The organism is Roseateles sp. P2_H4, from assembly GCF_056403315.1.
In genome coordinates, this window is sequence record NZ_JBFUFR010000040.1 from 23,569 (window position 1) to 44,228 (window position 20,660).

At 68.2% G+C, this 20,660-nt stretch carries 20 protein-coding genes; 13 read left to right on the top strand and 7 right to left on the bottom strand.

Annotation, left to right across the window (positions count from 1 at the left end; translation table 11 throughout):
* Together AC1DW3_RS24465 and AC1DW3_RS24470 are read left to right on the top strand one after the other, a co-directional pair.
* A complete protein-coding gene (locus AC1DW3_RS24465) occupies positions 1-963 on the top strand; it encodes an aldo/keto reductase (protein WP_477935794.1) in 963 nt (320 codons plus the stop codon).
* A 26-nt stretch (positions 964-989) separates the two neighbouring features.
* Complete coding sequence (locus AC1DW3_RS24470; RefSeq protein WP_477935796.1) at positions 990-1,199, top strand: hypothetical protein; 210 nt, start codon at positions 990-992, stop codon at positions 1,197-1,199.
* A 14-nt stretch (positions 1,200-1,213) separates the two neighbouring features.
* Here the strand turns inward: AC1DW3_RS24470 and AC1DW3_RS24475 are convergent, their stop codons facing one another.
* The 6 genes from AC1DW3_RS24475 to AC1DW3_RS24500 all read right to left on the bottom strand — a co-directional run bounded on the left by AC1DW3_RS24475 (position 1,214) and on the right by AC1DW3_RS24500 (position 8,648).
* Positions 1,214-1,747, bottom strand: coding sequence for a GNAT family N-acetyltransferase (locus tag AC1DW3_RS24475; protein WP_477935798.1), 534 nt, complete (start codon positions 1,745-1,747; stop codon positions 1,214-1,216).
* The gene (locus AC1DW3_RS24480) at positions 1,713-2,774 is read right to left on the bottom strand and encodes an aminopeptidase (protein WP_477935800.1); all 1,062 of its coding nucleotides are present in this window, start codon (positions 2,772-2,774) and stop codon (positions 1,713-1,715) included. The genes AC1DW3_RS24475 and AC1DW3_RS24480 overlap by 35 nt, the downstream gene beginning before the upstream one ends.
* 43 nt (positions 2,775-2,817) lie before the next feature.
* Positions 2,818-4,809, bottom strand: a complete 1,992-nt coding sequence (locus AC1DW3_RS24485) for a M30 family zinc metallopeptidase (protein WP_477935802.1) — start codon at positions 4,807-4,809, stop codon at positions 2,818-2,820.
* 142 nt (positions 4,810-4,951) lie between these two features.
* The gene (locus tag AC1DW3_RS24490; RefSeq protein WP_477935804.1) at positions 4,952-6,949 is read right to left on the bottom strand and encodes a molybdopterin-containing oxidoreductase family protein; all 1,998 of its coding nucleotides are present in this window, start codon (positions 6,947-6,949) and stop codon (positions 4,952-4,954) included.
* A 52-nt stretch (positions 6,950-7,001) separates the two neighbouring features.
* Positions 7,002-7,901, bottom strand: coding sequence for an alpha/beta fold hydrolase (locus AC1DW3_RS24495; RefSeq protein WP_477935806.1), 900 nt, complete (start codon positions 7,899-7,901; stop codon positions 7,002-7,004).
* Positions 7,902-7,913: 12 nt separating this feature from the next.
* Complete coding sequence (locus tag AC1DW3_RS24500; protein ID WP_477935807.1) at positions 7,914-8,648, bottom strand: SDR family oxidoreductase; 735 nt, start codon at positions 8,646-8,648, stop codon at positions 7,914-7,916.
* Positions 8,649-8,764: 116 nt separating this feature from the next.
* On the opposite strand from AC1DW3_RS24500, the gene AC1DW3_RS24505 reads away from it, so the two are divergent.
* The 11 genes from AC1DW3_RS24505 to AC1DW3_RS24555 all read left to right on the top strand — a co-directional run bounded on the left by AC1DW3_RS24505 (position 8,765) and on the right by AC1DW3_RS24555 (position 20,149).
* Positions 8,765-9,679, top strand: a complete 915-nt coding sequence (locus AC1DW3_RS24505; protein WP_477935809.1) for a LysR family transcriptional regulator — start codon at positions 8,765-8,767, stop codon at positions 9,677-9,679.
* 241 nt (positions 9,680-9,920) lie between these two features.
* A complete protein-coding gene (locus AC1DW3_RS24510) occupies positions 9,921-11,105 on the top strand; it encodes a methyl-accepting chemotaxis protein (protein ID WP_477935811.1) in 1,185 nt (394 codons plus the stop codon).
* 23 nt (positions 11,106-11,128) lie between these two features.
* Positions 11,129-11,497: a response regulator gene (locus tag AC1DW3_RS24515; RefSeq protein WP_477935813.1), complete on the top strand. Its 369-nt coding sequence runs from the start codon at positions 11,129-11,131 to the stop codon at positions 11,495-11,497.
* 73 nt (positions 11,498-11,570) lie between these two features.
* Positions 11,571-11,891: an STAS domain-containing protein gene (locus AC1DW3_RS24520; protein ID WP_477935815.1), complete on the top strand. Its 321-nt coding sequence runs from the start codon at positions 11,571-11,573 to the stop codon at positions 11,889-11,891.
* A complete protein-coding gene (locus tag AC1DW3_RS24525) occupies positions 11,881-14,064 on the top strand; it encodes a chemotaxis protein CheA (RefSeq protein WP_477935817.1) in 2,184 nt (727 codons plus the stop codon). Before AC1DW3_RS24520 ends, AC1DW3_RS24525 begins: the two co-directional genes overlap by 11 nt.
* Positions 14,065-14,089: 25 nt before the next feature.
* Positions 14,090-15,730 carry a methyl-accepting chemotaxis protein gene (locus tag AC1DW3_RS24530; RefSeq protein WP_477935819.1) on the top strand — a complete coding sequence of 547 codons (1,641 nt, stop codon included), beginning with the start codon at positions 14,090-14,092 and terminating at the stop codon, positions 15,728-15,730.
* Positions 15,731-15,749: 19 nt separating this feature from the next.
* Positions 15,750-16,280, top strand: coding sequence for a chemotaxis protein CheW (locus AC1DW3_RS24535; RefSeq protein WP_477935821.1), 531 nt, complete (start codon positions 15,750-15,752; stop codon positions 16,278-16,280).
* Between the two features lie 234 nt (positions 16,281-16,514).
* The gene (locus AC1DW3_RS24540; protein WP_477935823.1) at positions 16,515-17,318 is read left to right on the top strand and encodes a CheR family methyltransferase; all 804 of its coding nucleotides are present in this window, start codon (positions 16,515-16,517) and stop codon (positions 17,316-17,318) included.
* A 4-nt stretch (positions 17,319-17,322) separates the two neighbouring features.
* Positions 17,323-17,817, top strand: a complete 495-nt coding sequence (locus AC1DW3_RS24545; protein ID WP_477935825.1) for a chemotaxis protein CheD — start codon at positions 17,323-17,325, stop codon at positions 17,815-17,817.
* Positions 17,814-18,911 carry a protein-glutamate methylesterase/protein-glutamine glutaminase gene (locus AC1DW3_RS24550; RefSeq protein ID WP_477935827.1) on the top strand — a complete coding sequence of 366 codons (1,098 nt, stop codon included), beginning with the start codon at positions 17,814-17,816 and terminating at the stop codon, positions 18,909-18,911. Before AC1DW3_RS24545 ends, AC1DW3_RS24550 begins: the two co-directional genes overlap by 4 nt.
* Positions 18,911-20,149 carry an EAL domain-containing response regulator gene (locus tag AC1DW3_RS24555; RefSeq protein WP_477935829.1) on the top strand — a complete coding sequence of 413 codons (1,239 nt, stop codon included), beginning with the start codon at positions 18,911-18,913 and terminating at the stop codon, positions 20,147-20,149. The genes AC1DW3_RS24550 and AC1DW3_RS24555 overlap by 1 nt, the downstream gene beginning before the upstream one ends.
* Before the next feature lies 1 nt (position 20,150).
* Here the strand turns inward: AC1DW3_RS24555 and AC1DW3_RS24560 are convergent, their stop codons facing one another.
* On the bottom strand, positions 20,151-20,600 hold the full coding sequence (locus AC1DW3_RS24560; protein ID WP_477935831.1) for a carboxymuconolactone decarboxylase family protein: 450 nt from the start codon (positions 20,598-20,600) through the stop codon (positions 20,151-20,153).
* Between the last annotated feature and the right edge of the window lie 60 nt (positions 20,601-20,660).

Below are 20,660 nucleotides of genomic sequence, written 5' to 3' on the forward strand. Positions count from 1 at the left end.
ATGACCCGCCCCCTGCCCCTGAACGCCCACCTAATTGACGTYGGCCCCCTCGTCTACGGCTGCATGGCCCTGGGCGGTGACTGGGGCGGCGGCCCCATCACCGAGGCCGATGTTGCCCAGGCCCACGAAGCCGTCGAGGCGGCTCTGGAGATCGGCGTCAAGCTTTTCGACCACGCCGACATCTACCGGCGCGGCAAGGCCGAGGCCGTGTTCGGCGAACTGCTCAAGCGCGATCCGGGTCTGCGCGCCAGGATCAGGCTGCAAAGCAAATGCGGTATCCGCTTCGCCGACGACAGCAACCCCGGCCGCTATGACCTCAGCGCCGACTACATCGAGTACAGCGTCGACGGCATCCTGAAGCGCCTGGCCGTCGAGCGCATCGACATCCTGCTGCTGCACCGCCCCGACGCGCTGATGGAACCCGCCGAGGTCGCGCGCGCCTTCGGTCGCCTCAAGGCCGCGGGCAAGGTCGGCCACCTGGGCGTCTCGAACATGCACGCCGGCCAGATGCGCTGGCTGCAGACGGCGCTGGCCGAGCCCATCGTCGCCAACCAGTTGGAGCTGAGCCTGGCCAAGCTCGATGCCATCGACGTCGGCACCACCTTCAACGACCCGCAGGCCGCGACGCGGCCCGGTGGCATCGCCTGGGGCGGCACGCTGGAATATGCGCAGCAGCACGGCGTGCAGCTGCAGGCCTGGGGCTCGCTGGCCCAGGGACGCTTCAACGATCCGGCAGCGTCGACCGCGGCCAAGGTCGTGCATGAGATTGCCGAGGCGCACAGCACGACGGCCAATGCCGTGCTGCTGGCCTGGCTGCTGCGCCATCCGGCGGGCATTCAGCCGGTCATCGGCAGCGGCAATGCGGAACGCATCCGCGCTTGCGGCGACGCAACCAAGATTCAGCTGAGCCGGGACGAGTGGTATCGGCTGTACGTGACGGCGCGGGGGCAGGCGCTGCCTTGAGCGCGCTGGCAGACCCAGTCATTCGCATGCTTCGTCACCTGGTCATCGCCATCGTGGCTCTGGTTGGCTACCCCACCTGGGGGCGCCCAAGTCTCTGTGTGGGCATTGCAGCCGTCTTGCTTGCAATCTCGTATTGGCTGGCGCTGCCCACCGAACTGCCGACCTGGCCGATCTATGTCACGCTAGGCGTCGCTGCAGGCATCGGATTCATCTGGGATCACCGCTCGAATTCTTAGCAGCTTCCAATGTCTCAAGCCGTCGAGGTGCGCACCAGCGGCTGCCTCGGATGCAGCCTCGCCATCGCCAGCGCGTCCACGTAGACACCATCACGCAAGGCATAGGCCTTGAGCCGCCCCTCGTGCTCGAAGCCATGGCGTTCGTACAGCCGGATCGCGCGCTCGTTGTCGCTGAACACCGTCAGCTCGACGCGCAAGACCTGGGCCCAGTTGTCGGCGTAGTCCAGCAGCGCCTTCATCAACGCGCTGGCCACGCCCTGGCCCTGGGCTTCCGACAGCACCGAGATACCCATCATCATGGCGTGACGCCGGCGCAGCTGGGTGGCCGCGGGATGCAGGCCGGCGCTGCCGATGACGCGGCCTTCGCGTTCGGCGACGAGGAAGAGCTCGGGCGAGCCCGCCACGGGCGGCGTCTTGAGCCTTTGCTCCCACAGCTCCACATGCGCAAAAGGCACTTGCAGCAGGCCGGGAAAGATGTCGGGCGCGGCCAGTTGCTCCGCCACGGCCTGCGCGTCAGTGGGCCGTGCGCGTCTGAGGATCAGGGACATCAGGACCTCCTTGGCTGCGCAATGTAGCCCGACGCTCCTCACGCGGCAGCGGTTTCAGCCGCTCGACGGCAGCGTGAAACTTCACCCAGTCCCGCCCTTCGCGCTCGAACAGCCGCATGAAGGCCGGTACCAGTTCGTCATAGGCCGACAGGATGGCAAAACTGGCGTTGTTGGCGCGCTGGAACCAGGCCTCGTAGCCCGGCGCTTCCTTGGGCGCGCGTTCGCGCAGCTCGGCCATGACGGCGGCCTTGCCCGTGGCGCGGGACTCGGCCGGGCCGGCGTAGACGGCCTTGAGCTTGTCCCGCCCTTCGCGCGCCAATGCGAGGAAGCGTGCCCGCCGCGCACGGCCGGCCTCGAAGGCGGCCAGCGCCTCGGGCTTGGCGGCCAGCCATTGGCGCGCGCCGAGCATCTCGACGGCGCTGGCATAGGCCTCGTTGAAGCCTGTGTCGTCGCTGGTGTAGACGCGCTGGTGGGTGAGCTCGTGGAAGATCATGGCCGCCAACTCACCCTCGGGGTAGCGGATGAAGGTGTTGAGCAGCGGGTCGCCGCCGAGCCAGCGGCTCCAGCCCAGCGTCGAGTAGGCGGGAATGGGTTGCACCTGCACCTCCCAGCCCTCGGCCTTGAGTTCGTCGGCATGGGCCTGGGCGGCATCGCGGTCGAACCAGCCCTGGTAGCCGGCGCAGCCCATGATGGGATAGCACCAGGTCTTGAGCTGGAAGCCGAACTCGGGGGCGGCGACGATGTTCCAGACGACGGCCGGCCGCTTGAGGTCGGCGTAGCGGCGGTAGCTGTTGTTCTCCGGCAGGGCCAGCTGGCTGCTGGCGTAGTCGCGCATCTGCTGCGACAGTTTGAGACGCTCCGCCAGCTCGGGTGGTGTTGCCGGGTCGGCCAGCCACTCCTCGACCGGCTTGGCCGCGCGCACGATGCCCAGATGACCACCGGCCGCCTGGCCCCAGTGGCCGACGGCGCTGCAGCCACTCAAGGCCAGCACGGCGGCGGCGGCGAGCAAGGCGCGGGAAAACGTCATGCGCCCAAGGTTACCGTCAGTCCACCACGCCAGGCTCATCCCCTCAGCGCAGCACCACCGTCAGCACGGTGCCCGCGGGCACGCGCACGCCACGGCGCACATAGCGCGTGGCGCCCACCGGCACGCTGTCGTCCAGATAGGTGTGGCCGGTGCTGCCGAAGCGTGTCAGGCCGTCCAGGGGCGCGGCCTTGCGGCTGTTGGCCTGTTGTGCGGTGTCGGCGCCCATCAGCCAGAAGCCGTCCCATTGCACCTGCGGGAAGCCATAGCCCCAGGGTGCATGGCGCTGGGGCATGCCACCGAACACGCTGCTGCCCAGGCGCTCCCACTCGTCGGCGAGGCCATCGCTGCCGGCGCGCTTGAGCAGCGTGTCCAGGCAGGTGTAGCTGGTGGCGCTGCTGCCGCAATCGGTCACCAGTTGCCGCGCCCAGATGCTGCCGTAGCGGCGGTTCAGGAAGGCTGCCAGGCTGCCGCCGACGCCGTAGTTCACGGTGTCCGCGCTGTCCAGCCAGTCGATCATGGACGTGCTGCCACCCGAACGCAGATAGCTGGGCAGTCGAGAGCCGACGATCTTGTTCACACCCGGCGTGACGGTCTCGGCCAGCAGGTCCTCGGTGGCCATGGCCGAGGTTTCCTCCAGCCAGGTGTCGTGGGCGACGCCGCGCTGGATCGAGCGCTGGTGGTAGTTCACCATGTGTGTCAGCTCGTGCACCAGMGTGGAGGTGTAGAAGGTCGGGTTGCTGGCCAGGCCGGTGCCGCTCATGAAGAAGGCCAGCGCCTCGTTGGAATTCGCATAGCGGCTGCTGCGCCAGCGATAGGAGTTGTTGAGGCCGTAGAAGTAGCCGGCGGCGCCACTGTCGGCACCCATGTGGTTGGTGATGACGATGTTCATGTCCTGGGGCTGTGCGGCGCTTTCCTGCACCAGCCAGGGCCGGTTGGCCACCTCGCTGCCGCCCCACACATCGCCGAGCAAGGCAATGACGCGCGCATAGCCGCCCTGGTCGCCGCAGAAGCTGCGCTTGAGCGGCTCGACCTGTGCAGCCTCGATGGTGCGGGCCGAGGTCAGTTCCTGATCCACCCAGAAGACGAGGCGGCGGCTACCGCCTGCGCCTCCGGTGCTGCAGGTGCTCAGCACGCTGGCCGTGAAGGGCACTGGCTTGGCGGGGTCGTCGTAGAGGTCGTTCCAGACCCGCGTGCTGCCCACCTCGGTGGCCGCCAGCGCACGGCGGCGCGGCTCGCCGGCCGGCGGGGCCTGCGGCGGCCGAAGCTGGTCCTGCTGGTCGTCAAGCCACTGCTGGCGCATCTGGCTGAGCATGCGGGCGTGCCTGGCGTCATGGCGGGCCTCGCCGGCCTGCGCGCCGTCCGAATCAAGCGCCGCCAGCGTGCGGGCGCCCGGCACTGCGCTCAGGCCGGCCAAAGCGATGCTGCCACCCTTGGGCAGCTCGGTGGCATCACTGGTGCGGCCGTTGCTGAAGACCAGCGTCACGGCCTGCCCGGCCTTCACATTGGCGATGTCCACGTCGACCAACTGCGACGTGGTGCCGGCATTGCGCAGACGCCAGACGCCCGTGCCGCTGCCGGCATAGCGCCCATCGGCTGCGACCGCGCAGTGCAGGCCGCTGCAGCCCGGCAGCACCGCGCCGTCGGCGCGCGCCAGCTTCGCGGGTGCCGCCTCGACCTGCACGGTGGTGCTGGCCCGCACCGTCGTGCCGGCACTGTTCTGACCCACGGCCGTGGCGGTGAAGCTGCCCGCCTGGGCGAAGCGCCGCTCCACGACCAGGCCATCGGCCACGCCACCATCGCTGAATTCCCAGCGCCAGCTGACGCCGGACTGGACGTCGCCGGCGGTGAACTGCACATACTCACCCGCATAGAGCTGGCTGGCCGAGGCACTGGGGCGCACGACCGGGTCGGGCACGACCGGCGCGGGGGGCGTCGGCGTGCCGCCTCCGCCACCACCACCGCCACAGGCGGCAAGCAACACCAGCCCACAGGCCGCCAGCGCATGGCGCAGCCCACCGTTGAAACGGCTCTTCATGGTTCTCCCTGTCTTTTTCATTCCTGCGCCGCACCCTTGTGCGCACGCCGCGGCGCGCATTGTGCGGGAGCCACCCTGGCGTCAAACCGTTAGCCGCCCCTAGCCCGGGCGTTAAGAATCACCAAAAAAATGGAGTAGGCGTTCAGGCCGCTTCGACCTGCACCAGGCAGTCGTAGAAGGCCGGCGCATTGCCCATGTCGGTCAGGCGCTGGTGCGTGACCTCGTTGACATTGCTGCCCTGCACGCCCAGCTTGCGCCACCACACGCCCAGGCCGTTGACGACGCCGGGGCGGGCGCGCTTGCTGACCTTGAGCGTGGCCACATAACGGCCGCGGTCGTTGAAGGCTGAGACCAGCGCGCCATCGGCCAGGCCGCGCGCCGTGGCGTCGTCGGCATGCATCTCGATGATGGGCTCGCCCTCGATGTCGCGCAGGCTCTTCACGTTCACGAAACTGCTGTTCAGGAAGTTGCGCGCCGGCGGCGAGATCATGGCCAGCGGGTAGCGTGCGGCCAGCTCCGGTGAGCTTTGCGCACTCTCATAGTTCGGCACGAAATCCGCACCCGCCGCCTGGGCGCGGCCATTGGGGGTGCGGAAACCGCCTTGCGCAAACGGGGCCTCGGCAATGGGCAGCGGCTGCCAGCCCTGGCTGCGCAGCAAGTCCATGTCGATGTCGGACGTGAAGGCCTGGGCGGCCAGGTCCTCGTCGCTGTCCATGAAGCAGGGATCGGTCAGGCCCATCGCCGCGGCCAGCTCGCGGAAGATCTGCGTGTTGGTCTTGGCCTCGCCGAGCGGCGCTATGGCCGCCTGGTTCATCAGCACATCGGTGTGGCCGTAGGAGGTGTGCACGTCCAGATGCTCGAGCTGGGTCGTGGCCGGCAGCACATAGTCGGCCAGGTCGGCCGTGTCGGTCATGAAGTGCTCGAGGACGACTGTGAACAGGTCTTCGCGCTGGAAGCCCTTGATGACCTTGGGCGACTCGGGCGCCACGGCGGCCGGGTTGCTGTTGTAGACGATCAGCGCCGCTATGGGCGGGTCGGCCTGCAGCAGTGCGTCGCCGATGGTGCTCATGTTGACCATGCGCGGGTTGCGGCCGGCGAGCAGGTCGGGCCGCTCCAGATTCGCGTTCTTGTAGGGCGCGTTCCAGCCCGAGGCCGACAACAGCACGCCGCCGCTCTGGTGGCGCCAGGCACCGGTCAGGCAGGGCAGCAGCGCGATCAGGCGCACCGCATTGCCACCGCCACGCACGCGCTGCAGGCCGTAGTTCATGCGGATGGCAGCGGGCTTGGTGGTGGCGTAGTCGCGGGCCAGGGCGCGCACTTCGTCAGCTGTGATGCCACAGGTCTCGGCCACACGCTCCGGCGGCCAGGCCAGGGCCTTGGCGCGCAGCTCGTCCCAGCCGTCCACGTAGTTGTTTATGTAGTCATGGTCCAGCCAGTCGTTCTGGATCAGCTCGTGCATCAGGCCCAGGGCCAGCGCGCCATCGGTGCCAGGCAGCACGGCGATGTGCTGGTGGCATTTGTCGGCCGTCTCGGTCTTGCGCGGGTCGATGCAGATCAGCTTGGCGCCTTCGCGCTTGGCCTGGTTGGCATAGGTCCAGAAATGCAGATTGGACGCAATGCTGTTGCTGCCCCAGATGACGATGAGCTTGGCGCCCGCGAAGTGCCGCGTGTGCATGCCCAGCTTGTGGCCATAGGTGGCGGCCAGGCCGGCGCCGCCGGCGGAGGCGCAGATGGTCCGGTCCAGGCGCGCGGCGCCCAAAGCGTTCCACAACCGGCCGGCCATCGCCTCGCCCTGGATCAGGCCCATGGTGCCGGCATAGCTGTAAGGCTGGATGGTCTGCGGGTCTTTCACTGCCTTGAGCCGCGCGGCGATGTCGGCGATGGCCTCGGCCCAGCTGACCTGCACGAAGGCCGGCGCCTCGGTCTTCTTGCTGACGCGCTTGAGAGGGTGCAGCAGGCGCTCGGCGTGATAGGTGCGTTCGGGGTAGCGCGAGACCTTGGTGCACAGCGCGCCATGGGTGTTGGGATGGTCGGCGCGGCCCTGCACCTTGATGACGCGTTCGTTCTCGACGGTGATCTGCATCGCGCAGGTGTCGGGGCAGTCGTGAGGGCAGGCGCCGAAGACGGTACGGGTGGTCATGGCAATCGAGATTCAGGCAGAACCTCGATTGTCGCAACCCGCACCGCCAAGGTCAGCGGCGGTTCAGGAAGTCCACCAGCCTGGGTATGACTTGCGCCGGCGCTTCCTCCATCAACCAGTGGCCCGAGCCCTGGATGACGACGCCTTCGACCTTGTCATCCACCAGCTTGGCCTGCTCGATCAGGAAGCTGCCCGAGGCCTTCTCGCCGGTCAGCACCAGCATGGGCTGCTGCAGCTTGACTTTTGCGAAGCCGGCGAAGTCGGCCGCATCCTGCTCGAAAGCCTTGAAGTAGCCGAAGCCCGCCTTCATGCCGCCCGGTTGGGCATAGGCTGCCGTGTAGAACTGCCGGTCGGCCTCGGACAGCGAGCGCGTCTTGTCGGCCGCGAAGTCGTTCCAGAAATGCTCGAAGTAGATGCGCTCGCGGCCCGCCACCAGCTGCAGCGCGGTGTCGCCGTGGAAGTGGAAATGCCACAGGTCGCGAAGCAGCCAGACGTTCTTCCAGTCGCCCACGCCAGGCAGGAAGGCGTCCATCAGCACGATGCTTTCCACCTCGTCCGGGAACTGCGCCGCGTAGGCATAGGCCACCATCAGGCCGATGTCGTGGCCCACCACCTTGACCTTGCGATGGCCCAGGCCCTTGACGAGGGCGTGCACGTCCTGCGCCAAGGTCTTCTTGTCGTAGACGCCGTCGGGCTTGGCCGAGCCACCAGCGCCGCGCAGGTCGGGTGCGATGACGATGCGGCGGTCGGCCAGCTTGTCGATCAGCGGCCGCCACATATGGCTGGTCTCGGTGTAGCCGTGCAGCAGCACGACCGGCGTCTCGCTGCCGGCACCGGCCTGCAGATAGCGCAGTTGCACGCCGTTGGCGGTGGCGCTGCGGTCTTCGATGGTGGCGGCATGCACGCCTGCTGCGAACAGCAAGGCGGCGATGGTGGAGATGAAGCGCTTCATGGCTCTCGCTCCTTAAAGTTGGCTCATGCCGCCGTCGACAATGATTTCCGTGCCGACGATGAAGGCCGATTCGGGCGCGGCCAGATGCAGCACGGTGGACGCGATCTCATCCGGTGTACCGAAGCGGCCCAGCGGCACCTGACTCTGGATCTGCGCGGCGACCTGCGTCAGCGTGTCGGCGTCAAAGCCCAGCTTGCCGTACAGCGGCGTGGTCACCGGGCCGGGGCTGATGACGTTGACGCGGGCGCCTTGGGGCAGCAACTCGGCCGACAGCGTCTTGGCCATGGAGATCAGCGCGGCCTTGCTGGCGGCGTAGATGGCCGAGTTGGGCATGCCGATGTGGGCATTGATGGAGCCGTTCAGCACGATGGACGCGCCCCTGGCCAGCACCGGGCGCAGTGCCTGGATCAGGAAGAAGGCGCCCTTGGCATTGGTGTTGAACGTGCGGTCCCACAGGTCTTCGCTGGCATCGGCCAGGGAGGCGAACTCGGCGATGCCGGCGTTGACGAAGACGGCATCCAGCTGACGGCCGGCGGCGGCGAGGTGGGCACCCAGCGCGCGGGCGCCGAGCACGTCAGACGCATCCAGCGCCACCAGCTCGAAGCCTTCGGCCTCGTGCTGCTTGCCCGGGCGGGCGGTGACGATGACATGGGCGCCTTCGGTCTTGAAGGCGCGAGCGGCGGCCAGGCCGATGCCGGAGGTGCCGCCGGTGACGAGGACGGTCTTGTGGGTGAAGCGTGTCGACATGATGGTTTCCTTTGGGTTTGCGGTTGAGCGGCTTGTCTGCCGTGGACTCGATACTCGGCCGCGCACCCTTTTTTGACGTCCGGCCGCGTTGGTCAACACGTGCAAGGCTTTCGAACATGCTCAGCGACGACGAGATCCAGTTGATGGAGGCCATCCTTGCCAGCGGCAGCCTGACGCGCGCCGCGGCCAGCCTGGGCAAGGCCCCGTCGACCGTCTCGTACACGCTGCGCCAGATCGAAGGCCGCTTCGACGCCCTGCTCTTCGACCGCCGCCGCTACCGGCTGCAGCTCACGCCCGCCGGCGCCCTGCTGGTGCGCGAGGCCACGCGGCTGCGCGACGACATGCAGCGCCTGACGCGGCGCGTCACCCAGGTGGCCAAGGGCTGGGAGGACCGGCTGTGGATCGTCACCGACGAGCTGATCGAGTTCGACAGCCTGCTGCCCGTCATTCGCGACTTCGATGCGCTCGACTCCGGCGTCAGCCTGCGCATCACTCACGAGGTGCTGGGCGGCACCTGGGAGGCTCTGGCCGAGGGTCGGGCCGACCTCGTCATCGGCGCCACCAACGAGCCGCCGGCCGGCATGAGCGTGCAATGGCGCGAGCTGGGCTCCCTGCGCTGGGTCTACGCCGTGGCGCCGCGTCACCCCCTGGCCAAGGCGCGCGAGCCGCTGAGCGCCGAGCAGATGCAGTCCCACCGCGCCGTCGTCGTGGCCGACACCTCACGCCGCAACGACGGCCGGGCCTATGGTCACGGCGCCGGCCAGGCCCGGCTGGCCTTGCCCAGCATGGCCGCCAAGATCGCCGCCCAGCGTGCGGGCCTGGGCGTGGGTTGGCTGCCCGAGGCGCGCGTGGCCTCGCTGCTCAAGCGCGGCGAGCTGGTGCAAAAGCAGGTGGCCGTGCCGCGCGAGCCCAACACGCTTTACGTCGGCTGGCGAGCCAGCGACGGTCGCGCCCTGGCCTGGTGGCTGGAGAAGCTGACCGACGCGCGGCTGTGCCAGCGCCTGGTCGATGGCCTGGACGCCCACGCCTGAAACCCTGCGCGAGCGCCGGATGGCGCCACGCACAGTGACGTTTGGCACGCCCGCTTCAAGAGAGCAGGCTCAGCAAGGGATTCCCTGGGGAAGGATTCGCCCCGCCGGGGGACCGGCAGGGGTAAATTGCCGGCTTGCCAGGGCCTCGAAAGGGACCGAGGCAGGTCGAAACAATGCGATCCAGCTCAAGGCCGCCCGGCGCTGATACCCCCGGACGGGAGAAGCCAACGGGAGACAGCGCATGCGAGTTCACGACAGCTCGGCCAGCACCTCGGCCCCGGCCGCCTGGCAGCGCTTTGCGCCATTGGGCCTGGGGTTGGCCGCGGCCCTGGCGGTGCTGGGCTGTGGCGGCCTCGGCCCGCTGCCCATCATCCTGGCCCTGGCCCTGGCAGCCGCCGGCCTTGCGCTGACGAGCAGCCTCGGCCGCTGGCAGGCGGGTCAGCGCGCCGACGTCCAGGCTTATCTGGACGGCGAACGGCAGCTGGGCGAGACGCTGTTACCGGTCTGGAGCGGCCACATCGAATCCACCCGCGGCCAGGTCGAGACGGCCATCTCGGCCCTGGCCGAGCGCTTCGCCGGCATCGTCCAGCAGCTGGACCAGACTGCACGCCTGTCTGACATGGCGGCCGACTCCATCGCCAACGGCGAGGGTGGCCTGGTGGCGGTGTTCGCCCAGGGCGAGCGTGATCTCGGCCAGGTCGTGAAGTCGCTGGAAGAGGCCATGGGTGGCAAGGCCGAGATGCTGGCCAAGATCCAGGCGCTGGAGCAATACATCCGCGAGCTGCAGGACATGGCGGCGGCCGTGGCCCGCATCGCCCAGCAGACCAATCTGCTGGCGCTGAACGCCGCCATCGAGGCCGCGCGCGCCGGCGAGCAGGGACGCAGTTTCGCCGTCGTGGCCCAGGAGGTCAGGCAGCTGTCGCAGATGTCGGCCGACACCGGCCGCAACATCGCCGCCAAGGTGACGATGATCAGCGAGGCGATCGCGGCCACCAGCGCCGCTGCCGCCAAGTCACGGGTCCAGGACGACGCCGCCACCACCCATTCGGCCCAGATCATCGACACCGTGCTGCAGCAGTTCCGACGCTCCACCGACGCACTCGTCGAGTCCGGCAGCCACCTGAAGAGCGGCCGCGACTATCTGCAACAGGAGATCAGCGAGGCCCTGGTGCACCTGCAGTTCCAGGACCGCATCAGCCAGGTCATGAGCCATGTGCGCGACAGCATCGACGCGGTACCGCCAGCCATGCGCGCCTTGCAGGACGAGTACGAGAGCCAGGGCCGGTTGCGCCCGCTGGATGCAAAAAGTCTGCTGGCCTCCCTTGAGAAAACCTATGCAATGGCCGATGAACGCAAGGTGCACCGCGGCGGCGCCAGCGCCAGCGCGCCCGCCCCGGCCGCTGCAGACGAGATCACTTTCTTCTAGGCCCTCTTCTAGGAACAACCAGCATGAGCAAGACAATCCTGGTGGTGGACGACTCCGCCTCGCTGCGACAGGTCGTGGGCATCGCTCTCAAGGGTGCGGGCTACACCGTCATCGAGGGTTGCGATGGCCGTGACGCGCTGACCAAGCTCAACGGCCAGAAGATCCACCTCGTCATCAGCGACGTGAACATGCCCAATATGGACGGCATCAGCTTCGTCAAGGCCATGAAGGCCATGCCGGCCTACCGCTTCACACCGGTCATCATGCTGACGACCGAGTCCGCAGAGTCCAAGAAGGCGGAGGGGCAGGCTGCGGGCGCCAAGGCCTGGGTGGTCAAGCCCTTCCGGCCCGAGGTCATGCTCAACGCCGTGCAGAAGCTGGTGCTGCCGTGAGCGCCGCGCCGGGCCGCCCCAAGCAAGCTCGCTCCCGCTCGGCGGGACAGCGCGCAGCGCGAAGGGTGCACCAGTGAGTGCCGCGCCCCTGCGCCTGGACGGCGAGCTCAGTATCTACCGTGCAGCCGAACTCAAGCCCGTGCTGCTACAGGCGCTCGGGGCGGCCGAAGGCGGGCTGGAGATTGACCTGTCCGCCGTCACCGAATTCGACACGGCCGGCCTGCAGCTGCTGATGCTGGCCAAGCAGCAGGCGCGTGCGCTTCAGCGCGAGCTGCGCCTGGTGGGCCACAGCCCGGCCGTGCTGGAGGTGTTCGAGTTGCTCAACGTGGCCGCCTATTTCGGCGACCCGCTGATCGTGGCCGCGCCAGCCGCCGGAGGTCGCCATGGATCTTGATGCCGCCCTGCAGACCTTCATCGCCGAATGCCGCGAACTGCTGGCCGACATGGAGACCGCCCTGCTCGGCATCGAACAGGCCAGCCAACCGGAGGAGGCGGTCAATGCCATCTTCCGCGCCGCCCACACCATCAAGGGCTCGGCCGGCCTGTTCGGCCTGGACCATTTCGTCAGCTTCACCCATGTGGTGGAGAGCCTGCTGGATCAGGTCCGCGATGGCAAGCTGGCCATAGGCGACGAACTCGTCGTGCTGCTGCTGTCCTGCTGCGACCACCTGACCGTGCTGACCGACCGGCTGGAGGCCGGCCAGACCGAAGAGGATGCCGCCAGCGCGCGCAATGCCGAGCTGCTCATCGCGCAGCTGAGCCGCTGGCTGGAGTCCGGCTCCTCGGCCCTGGCCGTGCCGGAGGTGCCGCTGGCCGAGGTGGAGAGGATCGCCCGCCAGGACGAGGCTGGCACGACGGAGGAACTGTGGCATCTGTCGCTGCGCTTCAGCCGCGACGTGCTGCGCATCGGCATGGACCCGCTGTCCTTCATCCGCTACCTGGGCCAGATCGGCCGCGTCGCCGCGCTGGTGACGCTGGCCGACGCCCTGCCCGCGGATGCCGACGACATGGACCCGGAAAGCTGCTATCTCGGCTTCGAGATCGCGCTGCAGAGCAAAGCCGACAAGGCCACCATCGAAGGCGTGTTCGAGTTCGTGCAGGACGACTGCAGCCTGCGCATCCTGCCGCCGAACAGCCGCGTCGAAGACTATGTGGCCCTCATCAAGGGCCTGCCCGAGGAGCCCGCGCGCCTGGGCGAGATCCTGATCAACTGCGGCAGCGTCACCGCGCGCGAGCTCGAGGCCGCGCTGGCCGCCCAGGCCGAGAGCGGCGCTGCTGGCGGCGTGGAACAAAAGCTCGGCGCCATCCTCATCGAGCAGCAGGCCGTGCCGCCGGCCGTCGTGGATGCCGCCCTGGCCAAGCAGCGCCAGAGCAGCGAGACGCGCAGCCAGGAAAACCGCTCCATCCGCGTCGATGCCGACCGGCTGGACCATCTCATCAACCTGGTCGGCGAGCTCATCATCGCCGGCGCCAGCGCCGACCTGCTGGCCCGCCAGGTGCGCAACCCCGAACTGCAGGAGGCCACCTCGCGCATGGCGGGCCTGGTGCAGGAGGTGCGCGACGGCGCGCTGCAGCTGCGCATGGTCAAGATCGGCGCCACCTTCAACAAGTTCCAGCGCGTCGTGCACGACGTGTCGCGCGAGATCGGCAAGGACATCGCGCTGCAGGTCAGCGGCGAGGACGCCGAGCTGGACAAGACCGTCGTCGAGAAGATCGGCGACCCGCTGCTGCACCTGGTGCGCAACGCCATCGACCACGGCATCGAGCCGGCCGAGGCCCGCCTGGCGCGCGGCAAGGCAGCCAAGGGCCTGGTCAAGCTCAACGCCTTTCACGACTCGGGCAGCATCGTCATCGAGGTCAGCGACGATGGTGGCGGCCTCAAGCGCGAGCGCATCCTGGCCAAGGCCATCGAGCGCGGCCTCGTCGATGCCGAGGCGCGGCTGAGCGACGCCGAGGTCTACGAACTGATCTTCGAACCGGGCTTCTCGACGGCGGAACAGGTCACCAATTTGTCCGGCCGCGGCGTCGGCATGGACGTCGTCAAACGCAACATCACCGCGCTGCGCGGCACCGTGGGCATACGCAGCGCCGAGGGCCAGGGCACCACCGTCAGCGTGCGACTGCCGCTGACGCTGGCCATCATCGACGGCTTCCTCGTCAAGGTCGGCGACTCCGTCTTCGTCGTGCCGCTGGACCTGATCGAGGAATGCATCGAATTCAGCACCGAGTCCGGCCACGACTATTGCAATCTGCGCGGCGAGGTGCTGCCTTTCGTGAAGCTGCGCGAGTTCTTCGACATCGACGCCGCGCCGGCACGGCGCGAGAGCGTCGTCGTCATCCAGCACGCCGGCCAGCGCGCCGGCCTGGTGGTCGACGCGCTGCTGGGTGAGTTCCAGACTGTCATCAAGCCGCTGAGCCGGGTCTTCCAGCAGGTCAAGTGCATCAGCGGTTCGACCATCCTCGGCAGCGGCGCCGTCGCGCTGATCCTGGATGTCGCCGCGCTGCTGCACCAGACCAGCCAGCGTCACCAGCTCGCCAACATCGCTCACGCCGCACGAGCCCATTGAGTCCGCCCCTTCGAAAGGAAGAACCATGCTCAACAAGATGACCGTCGCGATGCGACTGGGCCTGCTGGTCGCCGTGATGGCGATTGCAATGCTGCTGATCGGCTTTGCCGGCCTGCGTGGCATGCAGTTCAGCAACGACAAGCTCAAGACGGTCTACGAAGACCGCACGATCGCGCTGGTCCAGCTCAGCAAGATTGCCGATGCCGCCTATCAGATCCGGATCAACACGCAGAAGTCTGCCGAGGCCGACAAGGCGCAGGAAGCCGAACCCTTCATGCAGACCATCGTCAAGCAGGAAGAGATCTTCAACGGCCAGATGAAGGCCTATCTGGCCACCACTCTGACGCCCGAGGAGAAGCGGCTGGCCGACGAGCTGCAGCAGAGCTGGGGGGCCTACACCGAGGCACGCGGGCAGGTTCTGTCGCTGGTCAGAGCCGGCAACCTGAAGGCTGCGGTGGAGAAGGTGCCGGGCAGCGAGTCCCCGTTTCGCACCGCCCGCACCGCCTTGTCCAAGCTGCGCGAGCTGCAGGAAAACGTCGCCAAGCAGGAGTACGAGGAGGCGACCGCGCAGGCCGCTGCAACCTTCAAGGTCAACATCGCCCTGATCGTTGGCGGTTTGGTGCTCGGCGCGCTGTTTGCGTTCGTCATCATCCGCAATCTGATGGCACAGCTCGGTGGCGAGCCCGGCTACGCGGCGGCCATGGTGAGTGAGGTGGCGGCCGGCAACCTGACCGTCGACATCCAGACCAAGCCGGGCGACACCAGGAGCCTGCTGGCTGCCATGAAGACCATGGTCGAGAAGCTCAGCCAGGTCGTCTCCGAAGTGAGCAGCGGCGCCGAGGGCATCACCGGCGCCGCCGAGCAGGTCAGCGCGACGGCCCAGTCGCTGTCGCAGGCGACCAGCGAGCAGGCCGCCGGCGTCGAGGAGACCAGCGCCTCGGTCGAGCAGATGACCGCCTCCATCGCCCAGAACACCGAGAACGCCAAGGTCACCGATGCAATGGCCAGCAAGGCCGCCACCGAGGCGGCCGAAGGTGGCGACGCGGTCAAGTCCACCGTTGCAGCCATGAAGCAGATCGCCAAGAAGATCGTCATCATCGACGACATCGCCTACCAGACCAATCTGCTGGCGCTGAACGCGGCCATCGAGGCGGCGCGCGCCGGCGAGCATGGCAAGGGCTTCGCTGTCGTCGCTGCCGAGGTGCGCAAGCTGGCCGAGCGCAGCCAGGTCGCGGCCCAGGAGATCGGCGAGGTCGCCAGCAGCAGTGTCGAACTCGCCGAGCGGGCCGGCACGCTGCTGGACGCCATCGTGCCCAACATCAGGAAGACCTCCGACCTGGTGCAGGAAATCACCGCCGCTTCCGAGGAACAGTCCAGCGGCGTCGCCCAGATCAATTCGGCCGTCAGCCAGCTCAGCCAGACCACGCAACAGAATGCAGCCGGCTCCGAGCAGCTCGCCGCCACGGCCGAGGAGATGAGCAGCCAGGCCGAGGAGCTGCAAGCCACCATCGCCTTCTTCAAGGTAGACGGCGGCGGGCGTTCGATGCCGCTGCGCCGCCGCCCTGCTGCACCAGGCAAGCGACCGATCGCTCGCGCCGGCCTGGCCGACACCCGCGCCGGCTTCTCCGACGTCGAGCCGGACGAGTCGCAGTTCGTCAAGTACTGAGCCCCGAGGACCCGGTCCCATGAACGCCCTCGTCACCCAGGCCGGCGGCCGTCAGCTCGCGGCGGGCGCCGCCGCCGAACCCCAGCAATACCTCACCTTCATGCTCGGCGGCGAGGTCTTCGCCATCGGCATCCTGGCCATCAAGGAGATCATCGAATACGGCGGCCTGACGCCCGTGCCGATGATGCCGAGCACGATACGCGGCGTCATCAACCTGCGCGGCGCCGTCGTGCCCGTCATGGACCTGGCGGCGCGCTTCGGCCGGCCCAGCTCCGAGCCCAGCAAGCGCACTTGCATCGTCATCGTCGAGCTGCGCGCCCAGGAGGAGCAGCAGGTCATCGGCGTCATCGTGGACTCGGTCAACGCGGTGCAGGAGATTGGCCCCGCCGACATCGAGCCGGCGCCGGGCTTTGGCATGCGCATCGCGCCGCATTTCATCGCCGGCATGGGCAAGGTCAACGGCAAGTTCGTCATCCTGCTGGACATCGAACAGGTGCTGTCCATGCACGAGATGGACCAGCTGCAGGCGCTCAAGCCCGCGGAAACATGAGCCCCTCGTCCAAGGATTACCTTGGCCGGTCTTGCAGACCGCGCTGCGGCTTGAGCCGCAGCCCTTCGGCAGGCACGTCACGCCCACCGGGCGTAACGTGTCCGGCCTCAGCCCCCGCGGGGACGGCGATGCTTGCGGCATTGAGCCGCAAGCACATCGCCAGCGCGGGCCGGCTAGGGAGCGGCCCGGCGCCTGGCCCGCAAACTCCATGCGACGCGCGGTGGGGCGCCTGATGTGATCGAGCTCGGCGACAAGGAGTTCACACGCTTCCAGGCCTTCATCTACGAAGCGGCCGGCATCAGCCTGTCCGACAGCAAGAAGGTGCTGGTCAGCGGCCGCCTCGAAAAGCGCCTGCGCCACCACCACCTGAACAGCTACGGCGACTATCTGGCCCTGCTCAGCCAGCCGGGCCAGGCGGCGGAGCGCCAGATCGCCATCGACCAGCTGACCACCAACGAGACCTATTTCTTCCGCGAGCCGCGTCATTTCGAGCTGCTGCGCGAATGGGCCCTGGCGGCACGCGACGCGGGCCGCGGCCTGCGCGTCTGGAGCGCCGCCTGCTCCAGCGGTGAGGAGGCGTACAGCATTGCCATGGTGCTGGCCGACTGCCTGGGCGAGCACCGGCCCTGGGAGGTCGTGGCCTCGGACATCAGCAGCCGCGTGCTGCAAAGGGCGCGTTATGGTCACTACCCGGTCGAGCGCACGACGCAGATCCCGCTCGGCTATTTGCAACGCTTTTGCCTGCGCGGCACCGGCGAGCAGGCCGGCACCCTGCTGGTTCAGCGCACACTTCGGCAGCGCGTGCAGTTCACGCAGATCAACCTCGACCAGACGCTGCCGCCCCAGGCCGCCTTCGACGTGATCTTCCTGCGCAACGTGATGATCTATTTCAGCAACGACACCAAGCGTCGCGTCGTGGCCCGGCTGGTGGGCCAGCTGCGGCCGGGCGGCCACCTGCTGATCGGGCATTCCGAGACGCTCAACGACATCAACAGCCAGGTGCGGCCGCTGATGCCATCGGTCTACTGCAAACCTTGACGCCATGGCTGCCGCCAAGACCATCGTGCTGCTGCCCGGCGAACACTTTGCCGGCGACGAGAGGTTTCGCGTGCGCACCCTGCTGGGCTCCTGCGTGTCCATCGTGCTGTGGCAACCGCACAGGCGCATCGGCGCGATGTCGCATTTCGTGCTGGCCGGCGGCAGCGCCGTGAACGACGGCGAGCTCAACGGCCGCTACGGCAACGAGGCGCTGGCCCTGATGCTGGCCGACCTGCGCGAGCTGGGCGTCGCGCCGGCCGACTGCCAGGCCAAGGTGTTCGGCGGCGGCGCGATGTTTGAGACCGGTACCAAGCTGCCCGACGTCGGCCGCAAAAACGGCGAAGCGGCCCGCGAACTGCTGCTTCAGCAAGGCATCCCCAWCGTGTCGGAGAGCTTGTTCGGCGAGGGTCACCGGCAGATCATCTTCAGCATCCGCACCGGCGAGGTCTGGATGCGCCATGGCCATCAGGGCGCCGGCGCCGCCAGGAGCCCGGCATGAGCATCAAGGTGATGGTGGTTGACGATTCGGCGGTGGTGCGCCAGGTGCTGTCCGGCCTGCTCAATGCCGCGTCGGGCATCGAGGTGCTGAATGCCGTGTCGGACCCGCTGCTGGCCATGGAGCGCATGAAGACGGCCTGGCCCGACGTCATCGTGCTGGACGTGGAGATGCCGCGCATGGACGGCATCACCTTCCTGCGCAAGATCATGGCCGAGCGGCCCACGCCGGTGGTGATCTGCTCGACGCTGACCGAAAAGGGCGCGCAGACTTCGATGGACGCGCTGGCGGCCGGCGCCGTGGCCATCGTCACCAAGCCCAAGCTCGACCTGAAGAACTTCCTGCAGTCCAACGCGGCCGAGCTGGTCGCGGCCGTGCGGGCCGCGGCGGGTGCAAACGTGGCCCGGCTGGCTCCGCGCGCTGGCCCCGCCCCAGTGGCGCGCGCCAAGCTGACGGCCGATGCCATGCTGCCACCCGCCGAAGGCCGCGCCATGGCCCAGACCACCGAGCAGGTCGTGGCCATCGGCACGTCGACCGGCGGCACCCAGGCCTTGGAGGAGGTGCTGACGGCCCTGCCACGGGTCTGCCCCGGCATCGTCGTCGTGCAGCACATGCCCGAGAAGTTCACGGCCGCGTTCGCCGCTCGGCTCAACACCTTGTCCGAGATCGAGGTCAAGGAGGCCGCCAACAACGACCGCGTGCTGCCGGGCCGAGCCCTGATCGCACCGGGTGGCAAGCACATGCTGCTGCGCCGCAATGGTGCGCAGTATTTCGTCGAGGTCACCGACGGACCCCTCGTCAACCGCCACCGGCCGTCGGTGGACGTGCTGTTCCGCTCGGTCAGCCGCTGCGCCGGTGCCAATGCGCTGGGCATCATCATGACCGGCATGGGCGACGACGGCGCGGCCGGGCTGCTGGAGATGCGCCAGGCCGGTGCCCGCACCCTGGGCCAGGACGAACGCAGCTGCGTCGTCTACGGCATGCCCAAGGAGGCGGTCAAGCGCGGCGCCGTCGAGCGCAGCTTGCCGCTGGGCAGCATCGCCGCCGAGATCGTGCAGCAGATGTCGCGTGGCGGCGGCATTCGGGGAGAGTCCTGATGACGGACGAGGCCATGAGCCAATTGGTCGCCCTCGTCGTCGAGGACAGCGCCGTGCAGCGCAACCATCTGGTGTCGCTGGTGCAGGAGCTCAAGATCGGCACGGTGCTGCAAGCCGCCGATGGCCTGGAGGCCCTGCGCATGCTGGAGCAGCAGCCGCAGCAGCGCATCTTCCTCGTCATCACCGACATCGACATGCCGGGCATGGACGGCATCGAGCTGATCGGCCGCCTCGCCGAGGGCCGCCAGGTGGACAACCTCATCGTCACCAGCGCGCGCGACCCGCGCCTGCTGGAGACCGTCGAGAGCATGGGCGCTGGCGACGCGCGCCTGAAGCTGCTGGGCACCCTGCCCAAACCGGTCACGGCCGCTGCGCTGGCGCGCATGCTGGACCATGCCCGCCCCCGCAAGGGTGGCGCGGGTCTGCGCCCGCAGTTCGAACCCAGTCAGGAGGAGATCGGCCGGGGCCTGGACGCCGGGGAATTCATCCCCTTCTTCCAGCCCAAGGTCAGCATCGCGACCGGGTTGATCAAGGGCGTCGAGGCGTTGGCCCGCTGGCAGCACCCGCAGCATGGCCTGCTCAGCCCCGCCACCTTCATCGCCCGCATCGAGGGCACGCCGTTGATGGCGCGTTTCACGCTGTCCATGGTCGAACAGGCCCTGCGTCAACTGCAGGAATGGGCACGTTCGCTGCCGGCACTGACGCTGTCACTGAACCTGTCGGCCGATGACCTGGCCGACCGCGACTTCATCGATCACCTGACCGCCCTGGTCGTCCAGCACGGCGCGGCGCCCGCGTCGGTGATCTGGGAGGTGACCGAGACCATGATCATGAACAGCCAGGCCATGGCCAACCTGGCGCGCCTGGGGCTGAAGGGCTTCGGTCTGTCGATGGACGACTACGGCATCGGTTATTCGTCTATGCAGACGCTGTCGCGCAGCCCCTTCACGGAGCTGAAGATCGACCGCATCTTCGTCAACGGCGCCAGCGAGCGCAGCAACCGCCGCGCCATCCTGAACAGCTCGCTGGACATGGGCCGGCGCCTGGGCGTGTGCACCGTGGCCGAAGGCGTGGAGACCGTGGAGGACTGGCGGCTGCTGGCCGAGCTGGGCTGCGACGTCGCCCAGGGCTATCTGATCGCGCGGCCCATGCCGGCCGCGGAACTGATCGGCTGGTACCGCGGCGAGCGCGCCCGGCTGCGCGCCCTCGCGGCCGGCGCCGTGGCGCCGCGCGCCTGATTCATTGCTCGGCGGGAAGCTGGCTGCGAAAGCCGATGGCGAAGCGGTTCCAGGCGTTGATGGTGACGATGGCCAGCGTCAGGTTCACGAGCTCCGCTTCGCTGAACTCGGCCTTGGCGAACTCGTAGTCGGCGTCGCTGGCATGACCCTGCGTCACCAAGGTCAGCGCCTCGGTCCAGGCGAGAGCCGCCTGCTCGCGCGGCGTGAACAGCGTAGTCTCGCGCCAGGCCGGCAGCACGTAGAGGCGCCGCTCGCTCTCGCCGGCCTTGCGCGCGTCGCGGCTGTGCATGTCCAGGCAGAAGGCGCAGCCGTTGATCTGCGAAGTGCGCATCTTCACCAGCTCGATCAGGCTGGCCTCCAGGCCCAGCTTGCCGATACTGCCCTCCAGGGTCAGCATGGCCTTGATGGCGGCGGGCGAGGCGCTGTAGAAGTCGATGCGGGGGGTGGTCATGAGATGCTCCAGAAGCTGGTGTTGGGGTGAGCAAATGGTGAACGCGCCCCGGCGCCGCGA